This window comes from Desulfuromonas sp. KJ2020 (genome assembly GCF_024197615.1).
In the GTDB taxonomy this organism is placed as follows: domain Bacteria; phylum Desulfobacterota; class Desulfuromonadia; order Desulfuromonadales; family SZUA-540; genus SZUA-540.
Genome location: NZ_JAKUKE010000001.1, coordinates 536,746 through 555,330 on the forward strand (window position 1 = coordinate 536,746; position 18,585 = coordinate 555,330).

The 18,585-nt window shown below is 60.5% G+C and carries 20 protein-coding genes; 16 read left to right on the forward strand and 4 right to left on the reverse strand.

Annotation, left to right across the window (positions count from 1 at the left end):
- The first annotated feature begins 47 nt into the window (after positions 1 to 47).
- Together MJO47_RS02460 and MJO47_RS02465 are read left to right on the forward strand one after the other, a co-directional pair.
- Positions 48 to 530 carry a permease gene (locus MJO47_RS02460; RefSeq protein ID WP_253959530.1) on the forward strand — a complete coding sequence of 161 codons (483 nt, stop codon included), beginning with the start codon at positions 48 to 50 and terminating at the stop codon, positions 528 to 530.
- Positions 527 to 1,078, forward strand: coding sequence for a permease (locus MJO47_RS02465; RefSeq protein ID WP_253959531.1), 552 nt, complete (start codon positions 527 to 529; stop codon positions 1,076 to 1,078). The genes MJO47_RS02460 and MJO47_RS02465 overlap by 4 nt, the downstream gene beginning before the upstream one ends.
- Positions 1,079 to 1,108: 30 nt before the next feature.
- On the opposite strand, the gene MJO47_RS02470 is transcribed toward MJO47_RS02465, so the two are convergent.
- Positions 1,109 to 1,534, reverse strand: a complete 426-nt coding sequence (locus MJO47_RS02470) for a DUF3617 domain-containing protein (RefSeq protein ID WP_253959532.1) — start codon at positions 1,532 to 1,534, stop codon at positions 1,109 to 1,111.
- A gap of 181 nt (positions 1,535 to 1,715) precedes the next feature.
- On the opposite strand from MJO47_RS02470, the gene MJO47_RS02475 reads away from it, so the two are divergent.
- On the forward strand, positions 1,716 to 1,925 hold the full coding sequence (locus MJO47_RS02475; RefSeq protein ID WP_253959533.1) for a hypothetical protein: 210 nt from the start codon (positions 1,716 to 1,718) through the stop codon (positions 1,923 to 1,925).
- Here the strand turns inward: MJO47_RS02475 and MJO47_RS02480 are convergent.
- Genes MJO47_RS02480 through rpsA form a run of 3 tightly spaced genes read right to left on the reverse strand, consistent with a single transcriptional unit; the run spans position 1,922 to position 4,983 of the window.
- Complete coding sequence (locus MJO47_RS02480; protein WP_253959534.1) at positions 1,922 to 2,617, reverse strand: YkgJ family cysteine cluster protein; 696 nt, start codon at positions 2,615 to 2,617, stop codon at positions 1,922 to 1,924. The two genes, MJO47_RS02475 and MJO47_RS02480, sit on opposite strands and share 4 nt — an antisense overlap.
- A gap of 12 nt (positions 2,618 to 2,629) precedes the next feature.
- Positions 2,630 to 3,769, reverse strand: a complete 1,140-nt coding sequence (locus MJO47_RS02485; RefSeq protein WP_253959535.1) for an MFS transporter — start codon at positions 3,767 to 3,769, stop codon at positions 2,630 to 2,632.
- Between the two features lie 8 nt (positions 3,770 to 3,777).
- Positions 3,778 to 4,983 (reverse strand): 30S ribosomal protein S1, encoded by a 1,206-nt coding sequence (rpsA, locus tag MJO47_RS02490; RefSeq protein WP_253959536.1) that lies wholly within the window; start codon positions 4,981 to 4,983, stop codon positions 3,778 to 3,780.
- Positions 4,984 to 5,161: 178 nt separating this feature from the next.
- Between rpsA and MJO47_RS02495 the strand changes: the two genes are divergently transcribed.
- The 13 genes from MJO47_RS02495 (at position 5,162) to gpmI (ending at position 18,522) form a co-directional block, all read left to right on the forward strand.
- Complete coding sequence (locus MJO47_RS02495) at positions 5,162 to 7,672, forward strand: TIGR03960 family B12-binding radical SAM protein (protein WP_253959537.1); 2,511 nt, start codon at positions 5,162 to 5,164, stop codon at positions 7,670 to 7,672.
- 52 nt (positions 7,673 to 7,724) lie between these two features.
- A complete protein-coding gene (locus MJO47_RS02500) occupies positions 7,725 to 9,236 on the forward strand; it encodes an Rne/Rng family ribonuclease (RefSeq protein ID WP_253959538.1) in 1,512 nt (503 codons plus the stop codon).
- Positions 9,237 to 9,336: 100 nt separating this feature from the next.
- A complete protein-coding gene (gene rplU / locus MJO47_RS02505) occupies positions 9,337 to 9,645 on the forward strand; it encodes a 50S ribosomal protein L21 (protein WP_155877758.1) in 309 nt (102 codons plus the stop codon).
- Positions 9,646 to 9,656: 11 nt separating this feature from the next.
- On the forward strand, positions 9,657 to 9,911 hold the full coding sequence (gene rpmA, locus MJO47_RS02510; protein WP_155877351.1) for a 50S ribosomal protein L27: 255 nt from the start codon (positions 9,657 to 9,659) through the stop codon (positions 9,909 to 9,911).
- Positions 9,912 to 10,073: 162 nt separating this feature from the next.
- Positions 10,074 to 11,111 carry a GTPase ObgE gene (gene obgE / locus MJO47_RS02515; RefSeq protein ID WP_253959539.1) on the forward strand — a complete coding sequence of 346 codons (1,038 nt, stop codon included), beginning with the start codon at positions 10,074 to 10,076 and terminating at the stop codon, positions 11,109 to 11,111.
- A 75-nt stretch (positions 11,112 to 11,186) separates the two neighbouring features.
- Entirely contained in the window at positions 11,187 to 12,305 is a 1,119-nt protein-coding gene (proB, locus tag MJO47_RS02520) for a glutamate 5-kinase (protein WP_253959540.1), read from the forward strand.
- Between the two features lie 76 nt (positions 12,306 to 12,381).
- On the forward strand, positions 12,382 to 13,638 hold the full coding sequence (locus MJO47_RS02525) for a glutamate-5-semialdehyde dehydrogenase (RefSeq protein WP_253959541.1): 1,257 nt from the start codon (positions 12,382 to 12,384) through the stop codon (positions 13,636 to 13,638).
- A gap of 26 nt (positions 13,639 to 13,664) precedes the next feature.
- Complete coding sequence (gene nadD / locus MJO47_RS02530) at positions 13,665 to 14,309, forward strand: nicotinate-nucleotide adenylyltransferase (RefSeq protein WP_253959542.1); 645 nt, start codon at positions 13,665 to 13,667, stop codon at positions 14,307 to 14,309.
- Positions 14,310 to 14,326: 17 nt separating this feature from the next.
- Positions 14,327 to 14,707, forward strand: coding sequence for a ribosome silencing factor (rsfS, locus tag MJO47_RS02535; RefSeq protein ID WP_253959543.1), 381 nt, complete (start codon positions 14,327 to 14,329; stop codon positions 14,705 to 14,707).
- Positions 14,704 to 15,177: a 23S rRNA (pseudouridine(1915)-N(3))-methyltransferase RlmH gene (locus MJO47_RS02540; protein ID WP_253959544.1), complete on the forward strand. Its 474-nt coding sequence runs from the start codon at positions 14,704 to 14,706 to the stop codon at positions 15,175 to 15,177. The genes rsfS and MJO47_RS02540 overlap by 4 nt, the downstream gene beginning before the upstream one ends.
- Positions 15,178 to 15,205: 28 nt before the next feature.
- Positions 15,206 to 15,559, forward strand: a complete 354-nt coding sequence (locus MJO47_RS02545; protein ID WP_253959545.1) for a TraR/DksA family transcriptional regulator — start codon at positions 15,206 to 15,208, stop codon at positions 15,557 to 15,559.
- Positions 15,560 to 15,607: 48 nt separating this feature from the next.
- The gene (locus MJO47_RS02550; RefSeq protein ID WP_253959546.1) at positions 15,608 to 16,987 is read left to right on the forward strand and encodes a tetratricopeptide repeat protein; all 1,380 of its coding nucleotides are present in this window, start codon (positions 15,608 to 15,610) and stop codon (positions 16,985 to 16,987) included.
- Positions 16,969 to 18,522 (forward strand): 2,3-bisphosphoglycerate-independent phosphoglycerate mutase, encoded by a 1,554-nt coding sequence (gene gpmI / locus MJO47_RS02555; protein WP_253959547.1) that lies wholly within the window; start codon positions 16,969 to 16,971, stop codon positions 18,520 to 18,522. The genes MJO47_RS02550 and gpmI overlap by 19 nt, the downstream gene beginning before the upstream one ends.
- Positions 18,523 to 18,585: the final 63 nt, after the last annotated feature.

The following is an 18,585-nucleotide window of genomic DNA, read 5'->3' on the forward strand; positions in this document are numbered from 1 at the left end:
GGAGTCTTTTTCGTGTTCCGATTTGTGAAACAGCCTGGAGTCCACCCATGAGCGCCGTCGGCCTGACCTACCTGGTCCTCATTCTGATTGCCTACGGCTTCAGCTCCAGCAATTCTCCGGAGAAGACGCGCAAGAGCCTCAAGATCGCCGGGCTATCCCTGTGGCGCCTCTTTCCCCTGCTCGTCGCCGTCTTTGGACTGGTCGGCCTCTTTCAAGTCTTTATCCCGCCGGAACTGATTGAAAAAATCCTGGGGGAGTCCTCCGGGCCCATCAGCCTTCTCCTCGGCGGCGGCATGGGCGCTGTCGCCATCGGTCCGCCGGCGGCGGCCTTCCCCCTGGCCGGCACCCTGCTTTCCGCCGGTGCCTGGCCGCCGGCCATCGCCGCCTTCATCGTCTCCTGGGTCTCCGTCGGCGTGGTCACCCTGCCTTTTGAGATGGGCGTCTTCGGTGCCCGCTACGCCCTGCTGCGGAACGGCATGGCCTTTGTCGCCGCCCTTGTCATCGGGCTGCTCATGGGAGCGATTATATGACCCCGGCGGGCACTCTCCTCGACAGAGGGATCAAGCTGCTGCGCTCCCAATGGCTGCTGCTGTCCGTGGTCGTCCTCTACCTGTGGGCCTTTCAGGTCGCCCCGGAGCGGGCGCAGGAAGCCCTGGCGGTGAGCGGACGCACCTTCGGCTCCGTACTGCTTATTATCATTTCGGTCTTTGGTCTGATGGGTTTGCTGCAGGTGTGGATCAGCCGCGACAAGGTCGCCGCCATGCTGGGCAAGGAAGGGGGCTGGAAAGCCCTGGTGATCGCCGCGGCCTGCGGCACGGTGCTTATCGGACCGGCCTATATCATCTTCCCCTTGCTGCAGAGCATCCGCGCCCAGGGGGCGCGCTGGGCCGTCATTACCGCCGTGCTGGCCGCCTATGCCGTGAAGATTCCGATGATTCCTCTGGAGGTGCAGTTTCTCGGCTGGAGCTTCTCCATCTCTCGCTCCGTCCTCACCATTCTTACCGCCATCCCCATCGGCCTGCTGGTCGAAGCCATTATGGAGTGGCGGCCTGCGTCCTATGGCGACAGGCCGCGCTGAAGATCTCCAAAAACAGTTGCGGACGGTGAATCAGGGGCAGTCCCCGATTCTCTTTCCCGTCGTGTAACTGATCATTTTCATCGGTTCCTGCCCGGGAAGAACGGTCTCCATGCGGACCTGGCCCTTAAAACTATCCCCCTGATAGGTCACCTCGCCCCGGGCCGTCGTCGTGCCCTCGTCCGAGGTGCACTGCATCACCCATCGCACCATATTGCCGGACACCGTGTTTTCCAGCAGGCGACACTGCTGGTCGGACTCGGCCCGCTGCGGGACGAGATCTTCCTTGCTCAGGCATTGGGTGTGGGTCATCGCCGGCATCTGCATGGGCATCCCGGGCATCTCCAGCCGGCTGCTTATCTCCCATAGCCCCGGCCGCATCTGCACCTCCGCGGCAAGTGCGACACCCCCCAAAGACAAACCGACAGCCAGAAACCAGGTCGCGAACGTTCTGAACATGACAAACCTCCTTCCGCCGAAGGGAATCCGCAAGGCGCCATGCATTCCGCCCCCCCTCGGAACAGCTTTAGGCCATTATACCTTTGTCGGAGCAAGGCGTCGCTAGCGCGAAAAATAATTTTTTCGTAAACCTTTTTCAGCGGCAATCGTCCAACGGGGATCACCGTCTCCAGGAGGATCCATGTCCGCTGAATCCAGATGGCTCAAAACGCTAAAGCAGGTCCAGCGCTGGGAGGCTACCAGCGACCCGGAATATCCCTTCTCCACTACCTGGTGCAACCAGGAACTGCGCATCCGCTTCAACCGCGCCAGACACACGACGTCCATGACCCTCCTGGTTGACGGAAGTCCCGTTCTCGATTTTGACGACTGGCCTGACCGCTCTTTCTAAGTCTTGTCGACGAGAGATGAGGGAGGGCTTTGCAGACCCAGAGCCCGCCAATCGCAGGCCGTGTAATCGGCCAGCAGCGCAAGCGGGATGAAGGTGTCGACCTCGTGAACGGGATATCCTGTCAACTGCTGCGTCAACTCCCGCATCAACTGGAGCTGCTGGAGAAAGGTCTGGCGAAAGTGCCAGCGCAGCTCTGCCTTTTTGAGCGGATCCGTCCCGACAAAGTTTAAAGTGCACCACTCCTCGGCAAAAACCTCCCCACTCACATCGACGTGCGGCAGGCCGTGCAGACGGCAGGTCAGAGGCCGCGCCTCATAGACCAGGCACAGCCCCTGTTCATCGAGCAGCGAGCACGGGGTGAGATCGTCTTCGGGGGTCTCCATCCACTCTTCGTGGGGGAGCAGGTTGAGAAGATAGGGGGGTTGCAGCTGGGGCCACTCCTCCTGCAGAGCCTCCAAACGTACCAGCGCCTTGGCCAGCACCGGCTGGCGCACCGTGGCGGGCAGGCGATCGAAAGCCTCTTTGAGCAGCCAGGCATCGAGCAGGGTGATATCGAAGAGGCCCCGGCAACACTGGGCGCACCCCTTCCGGCAGGTGATGGCCTCTCCAGCGGCGCTGGTACAGGTATCGAACCAGCGATCGGCGCTCGCCAGCAATTTTTCGTATTCCCGTAGAATCCGGCGGATTACCATGGCGACCTCGACTCAGGCTCGTTTCAGGCGGGGTATGCGCTGCACGGCGACCAGGGAGATTAGGCTCATCACCGCCCCGGCCACAAAGGGAATGCTGTAGTCGACCATCCACAGAGCGCCGCCGATGGCGGGGATGACCACAGCGGCAATGTGGTTGATGGTGAAGCTCACGGCCATGCTCGGGGCGATATCCCCCGGCTCGGCAATCTTCTGGAAATAGGTGCGGATGGCGATGGCGAAGTTGAAAAGGATATGGTCGAGGATGTACAGGGCCACGACCACCCAGCGCGACTCGGTGGTGGCGTAGAGCAGAAAGATGACAATCAGGCCGGCGTATTCCACCGAGAGGATGGCGCGCTCGCCAAAACGCACGATGGCCCGGCCGATGGCGGGGCTGAGAAAGAAGTTGACGGCGTTGTTGACGACGAAGAGCAGGGTGATCTCCGTCACCGAGAAGGCAAAGACCTTGACCATGAGAAACACGGCAAAGGCCATGAAGATCTGACGCCGCGCCCCGGACATGAAGGTGAGGAAATAGAAGAGGGCATATTGGCGGCGAAAGACCATCTCGGTGCGCTGGGGGGCCAGGTTGCGGTGGGTGGGATCCTGCCAGAGTCCCCAGATGCCGGCCGCTGTCACCAGGGCGCCGATGACCAGAAACATCGTGCGGTAGCTCAGGCTCTGGCCCATGAGGAAGATCAGCAGGCCGACCAGGATGCTGGTGGCTGCAGCCAGGCTGCGCAGGCGGCCGAAAATGAGGGGTGAAACGGCGGTGCTGAAATACTGCAGGGTGAGGGACTGGTTGGTGGTCTCGTAGTAGTGAAAGCCGAAGCTCATGATGAGAGTGGTCAGGATGAGGCCAGAATAGCTGGGGAAAAAGCCCGTCAGCCCGACGCCCAGACCGAGCAGGGTCACGGATAGGGCCGAGAGACGGTGCTCCCGCAGGACGAGCAGGACGAAGACGGCCAGCAGGGCCAGAAACCCGGGAACCTCGCGAATGGAGCCGAGCATACCGATCTGCTGCCCGTTGAGACCGGCTTCCTCAACGGCGAAGTTGTTGAAGAGAATCATCCAGCCCTGCAGGCCGACGACGGAAGCCGTGCTCTGGACGATCAAAAAGCGCAGCATGGGGCGCTGCTTATCACCAATCATGGGTTTTGCTACTTCTTCTTACGGTCGGCCTGACGCAACAGATCGCCTAGGGTCCCCATGGAGGAGGCCGGCTGCTCCTTTAGGTAGGCGCCGAAATCTTCCTGGACCTCGACCGCTTTGCTCTCGGTTTCAGTACCGGCCAAAGCCAGGGAGATGCGGCGGCTCTGACTGTCCACCGATTCGACCCGCACTTCCAGGCGCTGCCCTTCTTGCACAACCTCGCGGGGGTGGTTGATGCGCTTGCCCGCGCCGAGCTTGGAGATATGAATGAGGCCGTCGATACCGTCGGCGAGGGTGACAAAGGCGCCAAAAGGCGTCAGGCGCGCGACCTGGCCCTGCTGCACGGAACCCTCGGGGAACTGCAGAGGCGCCCGCTCCCAGGGATCGGCCAGGGTCTCCTTCAGGCTGAAGGAAAATCGCTGATTGTCCCAATCGAGCTTCTTGATGACCACCTGCACCGGCTGGCCAACGGCGAGAACCTCGCCGATATCCTCAACCCGCCCCCAGCCCACTTCCGAGATGGGCAGTAGCCCCTCGAGGCCGCCAATATCGACAAAGGCGCCGAAATCGCGCAGAGAAGTAACGGTGCCAGCCACGGTCATCCCTTCCTGCAGGGTCTGCCGCAGCTGTTCCCGCTGCTGTTGCTGTTCCTCTTCCAGAATGACCCGGTGGGACACCACGATGTTGCGCCCCTGCTCTTCATAGCGGCTGATTTTGAAGGGCAGATGGCGCCCGACGAACTGACCCGGGTCCTCGGTGCGGCGCAGGGCCATCTGCGAGTAGGGGCAGAAGGCCCGCACCTGACCGGCCAATTTGACCTCGTAGCCCCCCTTGATCTCTTTTTCCACCAGGCCGTCCACGGGGATGCCGCTGCGCCAGGCTTCTTCCAGCTGGGCGCTGCCGGTGCCAGCGCCTCCCATGCGGGTGGTGAAACGCAGTTCCCCGCCGGCGCGAGAAACGAAATAGGCTGAGATCCGGTCACCTTCGGTGACAGTCAGCTTCCCTTCGGCATCAAGGAGTTCCTTGCGATCGAGCACCCCCTCGCCCTTCTGGCCGACATCGAGAAAGACCCAATCGGCCGTAATCTGGAGGATGTCCGCCTCCACCTTCTGGCCCGGTGTTAGACTCTTCCCGCCAACAAAGCTCTGTTCCAGCAGTTCGGCAAAGCTCTCTTCCCCGTCGTTTTCTTCGTCTTCCCAGCGATCATCCACCATGTTTTCCTCCCCGAGGCCTTATGCGCCATGCTTCTATGAGCCTGGCGCATTCTACGTGGGCCCCGGAAAAAGTGCAAGCAGACCCTCGCCGTCGCGCCGAAAAAAGACCTTGTTAGCACAAACAGGGGCATGATAAAGTGTATGATTTTCAACCGCCAAACCACAGAAAGAAATCCATTTGTCCCGCAACGACTTACACCATATTTTTTCTCAGATCAATCGCCCTTCGCGCTACCTGGGCGGCGAACTGGGCAGCATCAAAAAAGACCAGGAAACGGTCGACCTGCGCTTTGCCCTGGCCTTCCCCGATGTCTACGAAGTGGGCATGAGCCACCTGGGCTTCGCCATTCTCTACTCGGTGCTCAACACCCAGGCGTCCATTGCGGCCGAGCGGGTCTATGCGCCCTGGCCCGACATGGAGGCGCATCTGCGCGCCAGCGACACCCCCCTGGCTTCCCTGGAAACGGAACGCCCCCTGGCCGACTTCGACCTGGTAGGCTTCACCCTGCAGTACGAGCTGTCCTACAGCAACGTGCTTAACATGCTCGACCTCGGCGGCATCCCCCGCCGGCGCCAGCAACGCGCCGACACCCACCCCCTGGTGGTCGTCGGCGGCCCCTGCGCCTACAACCCCGAGCCCCTGGCCGACTTCTTCGACTGCGCCGTGATCGGCGACGCCGAGGAGGCGGTGATCGAACTCTGCGAGGCTGTCCGCGCCTCCAAGGCCGCCCAGGAGGATCGCGACACCTTGCTGCGCCGGCTGAGCGTCATCGAAGGCGTCTACGTGCCGTCTCTGTTTGAGGTACGCTACCACGAGGATGGCACCGTCGCCGCCATCCAGCCGGAAACAGCCGACTATCCCCGCGTCCACCGGCGCTTTCTCAACGACCTGGAGACCGCCCCTTACCCCACGGCGCCCATTGTCCCCTTCATGAATACCGTGCATAACCGCGTCGCCATGGAAATCGCCCGCGGCTGCACCCGCGGCTGTCGTTTCTGCCAGGCGGGTTATATCTATCGGCCGGTGCGCGAGCGCAGTCCGCAAAAGATTGTCGAACTTATCGACCAGGCGTTGGAAGGTTCCGGCTACGAGGAAGTCTCCCTCCTCTCCCTGTCAACCGGCGACTACAGCTGCATCGAACCGCTGCTTAAAGAATTGATGAACCGCTACGCCCGCCGCAAGGTGGCGGTGTCCCTCCCCAGCCTGCGCGTCGGCTCGCTGACGCCGGAGTTGATGGAAGAGATCAAAAAAGTGCGCAAGACCGGCTTCACCCTCGCCCCCGAGGCCGGAACCGAGCGCCTGCGCCAGGTCATCAACAAGGGGATCACCGAAGAAGATCTGCTCACCGCCACCCACAACGCTTTCACTTTGGGCTGGCGCCGCATCAAACTCTATTTCATGATGGGCCTGCCCACGGAGACCGATGAGGACATCGAGGCCATCATCGATCTGGCCGTCAAGGTCAAGCGCAGCGGCAAGGGGACGGAAGGCGGCGCCGACGTGGCCCCTTCCGTGTCGACTTTCGTGCCCAAGGCCCATACCCCCTTTCAATGGGAAGCGCAGATCGGTATCGACGAGACGCTACGCCGCCAGCACCTGCTGCGCGATGGCCTGAAAAACCGCAAGATGCGCCTGAAATGGCACGACGCCCAGCTCTCCTTTCTCGAAGGGGTCTTCGCCCGGGGCGATCGGCGCCTGGGCCAGGTGCTCGAACGGGCGGTCGATCTCGGCTGCCGCTTTGATGGCTGGCAGGAACACTTCAATTTTGAGCGCTGGATGCAGGCTTTCGCCGAGAGCGGCCTCGAACCCGCCTGGTATCTGCGCGAGCGCTCGGAGGAGGAGACCCTGCCCTGGGACCACCTCGATTGCGGCATCCCCAAGGCCTTTTTCAGGCAGGAACGTCAACGGGCTCTGACGGGGACCTATACCCCCGACTGCCGCACCGGGCCGTGCAGTCAGTGCGGCGTCTGCGATTTCGACCAGCTGCGCATGCGCCTGACTGCCACGACGGCAGTGGTCAAGTCCCTGGAAACCGCGGCGGATAATAAACCGGTCAGCGAGGAGCGCTACAAGGTGCGCCTGCGGGTGCGCAAAGAGGGCAAGGCCCGCTTCGTCGGCCATCTCGAATTCATGACCCTCTTTCACCGGGCGGTGCGCCGGGGGCACATTCCGGTCCGCTTCTCGGCCGGGTTCAGCCCGCAGCCGCGCATCTCTTTCCCCGACGCGCTGCCAACGGGGGTCGAAAGCGACGCCGAGATCATTGACCTCGAGCTCTTTCAGCCCTGGACGTCCCAGCAGGTCGTCAGCACCCTGAACGCCCAGCTGCCCGAAGGCTTCCGGGTGCTGGAGGGGGCCGGCCTGCCTTGGCAGACCCCTTCGCCCTCGGCCTGTATTCGGGAAGTTATTTATCGCGTCGAGCTACCGCAAGAGGTACCCGCCGATCTGCCGGAACGCCTCGCCGCCTTTCTGGACGCGGCCGAAGTGCCGCACAGCAAGGAGAAGGGTCGCCAGACCGTCAACGTCGATATGCGCCCCTGGGTCCTCGGCCTGGATCTGGCCGACGGTGCCCTGATGCTGCACATGAAGCAGGGCAGCCCCACCGCCCTGACCGCCCACCTGCTCGGCCTTTCGCCGGATCAGGTACGGGCGCTACGCATCCGCAAGACGGCGACGGTGCTCGACCAATAGAAAACGCATTTTCAGAAATTTTATATAAACCTTTTTTTGACAGGGAGGAGCCATGACCAAAGAGCTGGTCATCAACACCACCTCCCACGAAACCCGTGTCGCCCTGCTGGAGAGCGGGCACATCGCCGAACTCTATATTGAACGGAGTCGGGAACGGGGGATCGTGGGCAACATCTACCAGGGGAAGGTCATCCGGGTTCTGCCCGGCATGCAGGCGGCCTTCGTCGACATCGGCCTGGAAAAGGCCGCCTTTCTCTACGTGGCCGACGTCCTCGATGAAATGGAAGCGGTCGAGCAGTTCGTCGAAGGGGCCAGCCAGCACGCCAAGCCCAGCGAAGGCGGGGACGACGATCGACCGCCGCTGCCTCCCATCGAAGACCTGCTGCAGGAAGGACAGATCATCCTGGCCCAGGTCGCCAAGGAGCCCATCGGCACCAAGGGCGCCCGCATCACCTCCCACATTTCGCTGCCGGGCCGCCACCTGGTCTATATGCCGACCGTTGATCACATCGGCATCTCCCGCCGCATCGAAAACGAAGAGGAGAAGGATCGCCTGCGCCTCATCATTGAAAGCATCCGCCCCCAGGGCACCGGCTTCATCGTGCGCACCGCCGCTGAAGGCAAGAGCGAGGAGGATCTGCGCGCCGACGTCGAGTTCCTGGTCGGCCTCTGGAAGGACATCGCCAAGCGCAAGGAGAACAAAAAGGCGCCCTGCCTCATCCATTCGGATCTCGACGTCACCAGCAAGGTGCTGCGCGACATCCTGACCGAGGATGTACGCCGCATCGTGGTCGACTCCCAGGAGGAGCACGACAAGATCGTCCGATTTTTGCAGACCTTCATGCCCAAGCTTAATGTGGACATCGAGCTTTACGACCAGGATGAACCGATCTTCGACGCCTTCGGCCTGGAGGTGGAAATCGCCCGCGCCTTGGGACGCAAGGTGTGGCTCAAGAGCGGCGGTTACATCATCATCGAGCAGACGGAAGCCCTCACCGCCATCGACGTCAACACGGGTCGCTTCGTGGGCAAGCACAACCTGGAGGACACCATCCTCAAGACCAACCTGGAGGCCGTCAAGGAGATCGCCTTTCAGCTGCGCCTGCGCAACATCGGCGGTCTGATCATCATCGATTTCATCGACATGGAAAAGGAGCTGCACCGGGAGAAAGTTCATTCGGCCCTGGAAGAAGCCCTGAAGAACGACAAGAGCAAGACCAACATCCTGAAGATCTCCGAGCTGGGATTGGTGGAAATGACCCGCAAGCGCGTGCGCGAAAGCATCGGGCGCACCCTCTGCGAACCTTGTCCCTACTGCGAAGGCAAGGGCTACGTGAAAAGCCGCACCACCCTGGCCTACGAGGTCTTTCGGGAAATCCGCCGCGAAATCCGCGACCTGCCCGGCTACCGCCTGACCCTGCAGGTCCACCCCGATATCGCCGCCCTGCTCTACGACGAGGAGCGACACGGCATCGAGGAGTTGGAAAGGCAGTTCGAAAAGCAGATCAGCATTACGGCCCGCCCGAACTTCCACATCGAGCAGTTCGATATCCTGGTCGGCTGAGGCCTGACACTATTTTTATTCCTTGACAGACAGGTGGTTTGGGCCTATAGTGCCGCGTTACCTATCTAAAAAGCACAGAGAGAGTGAGGTGAAACGCATTATGTACGCGGTGATCAAAACCGGAGGGAAACAGTACAAAGTATCCGAAGGCGACCTGTTGAAGGTCGAAAAGCTGGAAGGCGCGGTGGGAGATTCCATCGAGCTGACCGAAGTCCTCATGGTTGGCGGAGAAGAGGTTAAAATCGGAGCACCTCTATTGCCTGGCGCGAAAGTCAAAGCGCGGATCGTCGAGCAGGATAAAGACAAGAAGATTCTCGTCTTTCATTCCAAGCGGCGCAAAGGCTATCGCAAGACCTATGGACACCGTCAGCCTATCACTCGCCTGAAAATTACAGGTATTGAGGCGTAAGGAGATTTACCATGGCACACAAAAAAGGAGTTGGTAGCTCTCGTAACGGCCGTGACAGCGCTGGTAAACGCTTGGGCGTCAAGCGCTTTGGTGGTGAAGCCGTAACCTCCGGATCCATCCTGGTCCGGCAGCGTGGCACGACCTTCCACCCCGGCAACAACGTGGGCTGCGGCAAGGATTACACCCTTTACGCGCTGATCGACGGCAAAGTCAAGTTCGAGCGCAAAGGCAAAGATCGCCAGAAAATCAGCGTCTACGCTGACTGATCGTCCTGCCGACAGATCCAACCAAGGAAAAACCCGAGGTTCGCATTGAGAACTTCGGGTTTTTTTATGGTAAAAATGGATACGAAAAGCAAGCCCGCCGAATTTCGGCTGACCCCCTTGCTTTTGGTCTCCAACTGAACAGAATACCCCAGGAAGCTTTTCATGCGTTTTGTTGATTCCGTAAAAATCTTTGTCAAGGCCGGCGACGGCGGTCGCGGCTGCCTCTCTTTCCGCCGGGAGAAATTCGTGCCCATGGGCGGTCCCGACGGCGGCGACGGCGGCCATGGCGGCGACGTGTACTTCGAAGTCGACTCCAACCTCTCGACCCTGCTCGATTTTCGCTACAAGGTTCACTACAAGGCCGAACGCGGCGGCCACGGCATGGGCAAGAACATGCACGGCAAATCCGGTGAGGCCCTGGTCATCCACGTCCCGGCTGGCACCCTCATCTACGATGCCGACACCGACGAGCAGCTGGCCGACCTTACCGAAGCCGGTCAGCAGGTGCGCCTCCTCAAGGGCGGCATGGGCGGACGCGGCAACGCCCGCTTTGCGACCAGCACCAATCGCGCTCCTCGCCATACCCAGCCGGGCACGCCCGGAGAGGAACGCGCCCTGCGTCTTGAACTCAAACTGCTGGCCGATGTCGGCCTGGTCGGTCTGCCCAATGCCGGCAAATCCACCCTGATTGCCGCCACCTCGGCGGCCCGCCCCAAAATCGCCGACTATCCCTTCACTACCCTGGTGCCGAACCTCGGTGTTGTGCGCTACGGCGGCTTCAAAACCTTCGTCATGGCCGACATTCCCGGCCTGATTGAAGGCGCCAGCGAGGGACAGGGGCTCGGAACCCGGTTTTTACGCCACGTCGAACGCACGGATCTTTTTCTGCACCTGGTCGACCTGTCGGGCATGCAGCAGGGGGACCCCCTGGAAAACTTCCGCATTATCAATCAGGAACTGGCCCGCCACAACCCCGAGATGATGCAGAAGACCCAGTTTGTCGTGCTGTCCAAACTCGATGTCACGGAAGTGCGGGAACAGGTCGACGCCGTTCGCCCTTTCTTTGAGCAGCAAGGCTTTCGTGTCTTCCCCCTCTCGGCCATCACCGGCGAGGGCGTCAAGGAGCTGGTGGAAAGTATTGGACAGGAACTGGACCGCCGCCGGGAAAGCCCCGTGGCCGACACCGTCAGCGAACCTTGACAGGCATTCGGACGGCGGCTATGATGGCCATTCGTTTTTCGTCCTGATTTCAAACACTTTACGCGCATATCTACCATGATCAAGAATCTGCTTTCCCATGTGCGGCGTGTCGTCATCAAGATCGGCAGCGGCGTCATCTCCAACGAGGAAGGCCTCGACCCCGCCGTCATAGCCAATCTGACCGACGAGGTCGGCCATTTGCTCGACCGCGGCTTCGAAGTCATCCTCGTCTCCTCCGGGGCCGTGGCGGCAGGCAAGGGCGCCCTCGGCATCAGCGGCCGCCCCCAGACCATCCCCCTGAAGCAGGCCGCCGCCGCCATCGGCCAGACCCGCCTGATGCGCTGTTACAAGGACGCCTTTCTCGAGCAGGGACGGACGGTGGCTCAGGTCCTGCTTACCCGCGACGATCTCGCCAACCGGCGCCGCTATCTGAATGCCCGCAACACACTGATGACCCTGCTCGACCACCGCATCATCCCCATCATCAACGAAAACGACACCGTCGTGGTCGAAGAGATCCGCTTTGGCGACAATGACAACCTCTCCGCCATGGTCACCAACCTGGTGGAAGCCAATTTGCTGGTTATCCTCTCCGACGTCAATGGCCTGCATGACCGGGACCCGCGCAAGGATCCCAAGGCCCGACTGATCCCCGTGGTCGAACGCATCACCCCCGAGATCGAAGAGATGGCCGGCGGCAGCGGCACCCTGGGAACCGGCGGCATGGGCACCAAACTCAAGGCCGCCAAACGCGCCACCCTCTACGGTGTCGGCACTGCCATCATCAACGGCACTATCCCCGGCAACCTGCGTCGCCTCTTTGAAGGCGAAGAGGTCGGCACCTATTTTCTACCCGCCCGCAACCGCATGGCGGCCAAAAAACACTGGATCGCCTTTACCAAAAAGCCGCGCGGCAAACTCTTCCTCGACGAAGGAGCCGTCAAGGCGCTGCTAGAAGGGCACAAAAGCCTGCTCCCTTCCGGAATCAAGGGCGTGGAAGGGGGATTCGACCGCGGCGACGCCGTACGCCTCTACACCTTGGCCGGCGAGGAACTTGGCAAAGGGGTCACCAACTACTCCCTGGCCGAACTCCTTCCCATCATGGGTAAAAAATCGACGGAGATCGAAAAAATCCTCGGCTACAAGTACGGCGACGAGATTATCCACCGGGACAACCTCGTTCTCAACGGCTGAGCGTGATCGGTAGATATTGACCCTGGTTCGACAGCCACCGGTGCCGGGAGGTGGTGGTACAGACAAGGAGACAACCATGAATATGGCAGAGCAGATGGTTCAACTGGCCCGCGCTTCCAAAGAGGCCGGGCGCGTTTTGGCGCGACTCTCTTCGGCCGTGAAGGACGATCTTTTGCGGCACATGGCCGACGCCCTGGAACAGAACGCCGAGGCCCTGATTTCCGCCAACGAGAACGACCTGGCCGCCGCCCGTGACAAGGGGATGGCCCCGGCCATGGTCGACCGGCTGGTGCTGGATGAAAAACGCATCGTCGCCATGGCGGAGGGCCTGCGCGAAGTGGCGGCCCTGCCCGATCCCGTCGGCGAGATCACCGGCATGTGGCGCCGACCCAACGGCATCCAGGTCGGCCGCATGCGCATCCCCCTGGGCGTCATCGGCATCATCTACGAATCGCGCCCCAATGTCACGGCGGACGCCGCCGGTCTCTGCCTGAAGAGCGGCAATGCCGTCATCCTGCGCGGCGGCTCTGAAGCCATTCACTCCAATACGGCCATCGGTGACATTCTGCGCCAGCAGCTGGAAAAACTGGGGCTGCCCAAGGCCGCTCTGCAGGTTGTCCCCGTGACCGACCGGGCCGCTGTGCTTGAACTGCTCAAGCTCGAAGAGGAAATCGACCTGATCATCCCCCGCGGCGGCGAAGGGCTCATCCGCTTCGTCAGCGAGAATTCCCGTATTCCGGTCATCAAACACTACAAGGGGGTCTGCCATACCTTTATCGACGCCAGCGCCGATTTTGACATGGCCGAGAGGATCTGCGTCAACGCCAAGGTACAGCGCCCCGGCGTCTGCAACGCCATGGAGACCCTGCTCATCCACAAGGACATCGCCGAGACCTTCGTGCCGCAGATTGCCGCCGTCATGCGTAGCCACGGCGTCGAACTGCGCGGCTGCCCCCTCACCCGTTCGTTTGCACCTCAGATCAAGGCCGCGACGGAGGAGGACTGGTCGGCGGAATTTCTCGATCTTATCCTCGCCGTGCGCGTGGTTGACGATATGGAGGAAGCCATCGCCCACATCCAGCGCTACGGCTCCCTGCACACCGAGACCATCGTCACCCGCGACTACGAGAACTCCCAGCGCTTTCTGCGCGAGGTCAATTCCAGCGTGGTCATGGTCAACGCCTCCTCCCGCTTCTCCGACGGCAACCAGCTGGGACTTGGCGCGGAAATCGGCATCTCCACCACCAAACTGCACTCTTTTGGTCCCATGGGGCTGGAAGATCTGACCACCCGGAAATTCGTCGTGCTGGGGGACGGGCAGGTCAGGGCCTAGGGAGTGGTACGCAAGGTGAAGGCGCTATGAAAATCGGCATTTTAGGGGGCACGTTCAACCCGGTTCATTACGCCCACCTGCGCATCGCCGAAGAGGTGCGGGAGGTCTGCGGCCTCGACCGTATCCTGTTTCTTCCCGCCGCCACCCCGCCCCACAAGGAGGTGGCGGCCAACATCGCCTTTGCCCATCGCCTGGCCATGGTCCAGGCCGCCATCGCCGACAACCCTTTTTTCGCAGCTTCCGATCTCGAGAACCGGCGTCCCGGCAAGAGCTATTCGGTCCACACCCTGGAGATTCTTCGCGAGGAAAACCCCGGGGATGACTTCTATTTCATCATTGGCATGGATTCCTTTCGGGACCTCTCCACCTGGAAGGAATATGACCGCCTCTTCGCGCTCGCCCACCTTGTGGTCGCCAGCCGTCCTGGCATTGCCTGCGCCGATCCAGCCAGCCTGCTTCCCGTTGCCATCCGGGGGGACTTCTGTTATCATGACTCCTCCAAAAACCTGAGGCATCGCAGCGGAAATCACGTCATTTTTCTGGAAGAGACGTTTCTGGATATCTCCTCCACCGACATCCGTCACCTGATCGCCAACAGACGCTCTATCCGCTACCTCCTGCCCCCCGCGGCGGAAGAATATATCTTCAAGAAACGCCTCTACCGAGGCTGAGAAAGGTTTTCTGACTTTTGCAATCCAAAGACCGCGCTATACTGTGTGCAGCCTACGCACTAGAAAAAAAGGCCGTCAACGTCCGAATTCTCGAAGTGCAGGGGATTTCCACCCTGACAGATTATCTGGTTATCGCTTCCGGTTCGTCCGATCGCCAGGTACAGGCCATCGCCGAATCGGTACACCTCGGTCTGAAAAAGGAGCATGCCACCCTGCCTCTCGGCGTGGAAGGCATGAACGAAGGCCGCTGGGTCCTTATCGATTACGGCGATGTCATGGTGCACGTCTTTCAGGAGAACGTCCGGGAGTTTTACGATCTGGACGGTCTGTGGTCCGAAGCCGCCGAAATCGACATCCCTGAGAAGTACCACTGGGAGCGCAAGGCCAGGAACCTGTGAAGCTCCACCTGGTTTGCGTCGGCCGACTGTCCGAATCCTACCTGCGCGATGCCGCCGAGGATTTCAGCCGTCGCGTCCAACGCTACCTTCCCCTGACGGTCACCGAACTCAAGGAGGAAAAAGGGGGAAAGAAGGCGGATCCCGGTTTTTTCCGGGAAAGGGAAGGGGAACGGCTGCTGGCCAGAATAGCCGATGAGACCTTCGTGATTGCCTTGGATGAAAAAGGGAAGATACGCACATCGGAGGAGCTGGCGGATTTTCTCGGCCAGCATATGGTGCAGGGGACCGGAGAGCTGGCCTTTGTCATCGGCGGGGCCTACGGCCTTAGTGACGCCGTCCGGCAAAGGGCAAATCTGGTGTTGTCTCTCTCGCCCCTGACCTTTACGCATCAGATGGCCCGGGTTATTCTGTTCGAACAGATCTACCGCGGCATGACTATTCTGCGCAACGAGCCGTACCACAATCGTTAATCCGATCTTGTCACAGGAGAGCCGGACCATGGATCAACAGGAACAGGACCGCATTGAAAAGCTGTTGCTTGACCTTCGCCGCAGCGTCATGCGCGAAGTCAGCGAAGCCAATGCGGCTTCCCAGGAACTGGGCACCGATGGGGTTCCCGACATCGGAGATGTGGCCGCCAACAGCTATCACCGGGACGTCCTGATGAATCTCAATGAAGCCCAACGCCAGAAGCTCCGTGACATCGACGCCGCCCTGGATCGACTGGCCGAAGGCGAATATGGCATCTGCGCCCGCTGCGAAGAGGAAATCGACTCCCGCCGCCTGCTCGTGCGCCCTTTTTCGCGTTATTGTATTGACTGCAAATCGGATATTGAAAAATTCGGAGAATAGTTCGTCCAACCCTTGGAGACCCTTCGGGACCCAGCCCAGGAGAAGAACATGACTCTCATGGCCTTTCTGTTGCTTATCATCCTGTTCCTTGTCTTTTTCATCTATTTCCTGGGCCTCAATCCTCAGGACATCACCCTCTTTTTCCTGCCCGACCAGCCGCTGACCTATCCGGTGGCCATTGTCGTGGTAGGAGCCGTCCTGCTCGGTCTTGTCCTGGGTTATGGCGCCTATATTTACAGCACCTTTGCAGGCTTTTTCCGCAACTGGCGCAAGGATCGCGCTGAGAAAAAGAACAAGGAGGTCACCTCCCTCTATCGAGAAGGGGTGGGACGTCTTCTCTCCGGCGACATTAAAAAGGCCCATACACTGCTCCAGAAAACCCTCGACCGGGATCCATCCCGCGTGGAAACCTATATCGCCCTGGCCAGTGTCTATATACAGGAAAGCGAACCTCGCGAGGCCATCAACCTGCTCCTGAAAGCCAAAAATATTGATCCGAGAAACCTCGAGATTTTCTTCAAAATGGCGACGACCTACGAAGAAATGGGCCTTCTCGACGATGCCGCCCTGGCCTACCAGGAGATCATCACCCTGGAGAGCGACAACCGCAAGGCGCTGAGAGCCCTACGCGACATCCACATCAACAGTCAGCGCTGGCCAGAGGCCCTGGAACTGCAGAAACGGCTGATGAAGGTGGGGGTCAGCAAAAATCGGCTGGCGGATGAAAAAGCCAAGCTTCTCTTTATCCGCTATGAGGTGGCCGCACAGGCTGTTGCCGCCGGCAAGGGCGACGAGGCCAAGGACACGCTCAAAGATATCATCAAGCAGGACTCCGGCTTCACGCCGGCTCGGGTTTCCCTGGGGGACATTTACCAGGCTGAAAACAGGGCCGAAGAGGCAGCCCGCACCTGGCAGGAAGGCTACAAAGCACTATCCAAAAGCATTTTCCTGTCGCGCCTGGAAGAGCTCTATATGGGCGAAGAAGATCCTTCCACTCTGTTGTCTTTCTATCGCTCTGCCATTGTGGAGAAACCGCAGGACCTTTTGCTCCGGCTCTTTTTCGGCCGCCTCTGCCTGCGTCTCGAAATGGTCGATGAGGCGCTGGAAAACCTCTATGCCGTGGAAAGCTCCGGGATTGAATTTCCCCAGCTGCATAGCCTGCTGGCCGAAGCTCACCGCCGCCGCAACCGTTTTGACGATGCTATTCGTGAGTATCAGAAGGCCCTCGGGATCAACGCCCACCTCAGCTTTGGCTACGTGTGCGAAGAGTGCGGTGATGAAGAAACGAGTTGGAAGAGCCGTTGCGCCCATTGCGGTACCTGGGGCAGTTTTGCCTTGCCTAACCGCTCCTTGATCACTGGGGCCCGCCCCCTGGAAGTGCGGGAAATCCATCACGGGGAGAGAGAGGCATGGCAGGAAGAGGACTAAAAAGACCGATCGCCCTGGTTATTCTCGACGGCTGGGGCATCAACGACGCCTGCGTCAACAATGCCGTCTGCCAGGCCAAAAAACCTGTCCTTGACGACCTGTTCAGCCGCTATCCTTCCACCCGGCTCAATGCCTCCGGGCTGGCCGTCGGCCTGCCCGAGGGCCAGATGGGCAACTCGGAAGTCGGCCATCTCAATATCGGTGCCGGACGCATTGTCTACCAGGATCTCACCCGTATCAGCAAAAGCATCCGCGAAGGGGATTTTTTCCAGAACCCTGTGCTTCGGCAGGTAATGGAAAAGGTCAAACTTGGCGGGAGCAAACTGCATCTCATGGGTCTGCTTTCCGACGGCGGCGTCCACTCGCACAACACCCACCTCTATGCCCTGGTGCGCCTGGCCAAGTCCCTCGGCCTTTCCCAGGTCTGCATCCATGCCTTTCTGGACGGTCGCGACACCCCCCCCAAAAGCGGAGCCGGATACCTGCGGGCTCTGGAAGAGGAGCTTGCAGCCATCGGGATTGGCCGGATAGCCACTGTCAGCGGCCGCTTCTGGGCCATGGACCGCGATAACCGCTGGGACCGGGTCGAGAAAGCCTACCGTGCCCTTGCCCTCGGCGAGGGGAAGCGCTCCGAGTCGAGCGCCAAAGCCATCGAAGAGGCCTATGCGGCCGGGCAGACGGATGAATTCGTCGAGCCCCACGTCATCGCGCCAGCCGACCTGACCGCCGGCACCATAGACAATGGCGACGGCATCATCTTCTTCAACTTCCGCGCCGACCGAGCCCGTGAAATTACCCGCGTTTTTACGGACCCGGAATTTTCCGGCTTCATCCGTGCCAAAACGCCTGAACTCGGCGCCTTTGTCTGCATGACCGAGTACGACGAGACCTTTGGCCTGCCCGTCGCCTTTCCGCCCGAAACCTATCCCAACCTGCTGGGCGAAGTGATCTCCAAGGCCGGTCTGACCCAATTGCGCATCGCGGAAACGGAAAAATACGCGCATGTCACCTTTTTCTTCAACGGGGGCAGCGAAACACCTTTTCCAGGGGAAGATCGCGTTCTCATTCCCTCGCCCAAAGATGTGGCCACCTACGACCTGAAGCCCGCCATGAGCGCCCCGGCGGTTACCGATGAGGTCGTCGATCGCGTCATGTCTGGTAAATACGACTTCATTGTGCTCAATTTTGCCAACCCTGACATGGTCGGTCATACCGGCAACCTCGAAGCCGCCACCACGGCCATGGAAACAGTCGATGCCTGCCTCGGTCGGGTAGTGGAGACCGTTCTTGCCGCCGGCGGCACCCTACTGGTCACGGCCGATCACGGCAATTGCGAGCAGATGACCGACGGCAACGGGCAGCCCCACACGGCCCACACCGCCAACCCCGTCCCCCTGTTGCTGATCGATCCTGATCTGCCCGGGGCCGCACTGCAAGAAGGCATTCTGGCTGACCTGGCACCCACCATCCTTTCACTCATGAAGCTGGAAAAGCCTGAGGAAATGACGGGACAGAGCCTGCTGGTCCCGGCCTGAAACCCCCCTGGACACCATGAGCCTGTCCCGCTCTTTTGCCTTCAGGCGCCTTAGACCTCTCTG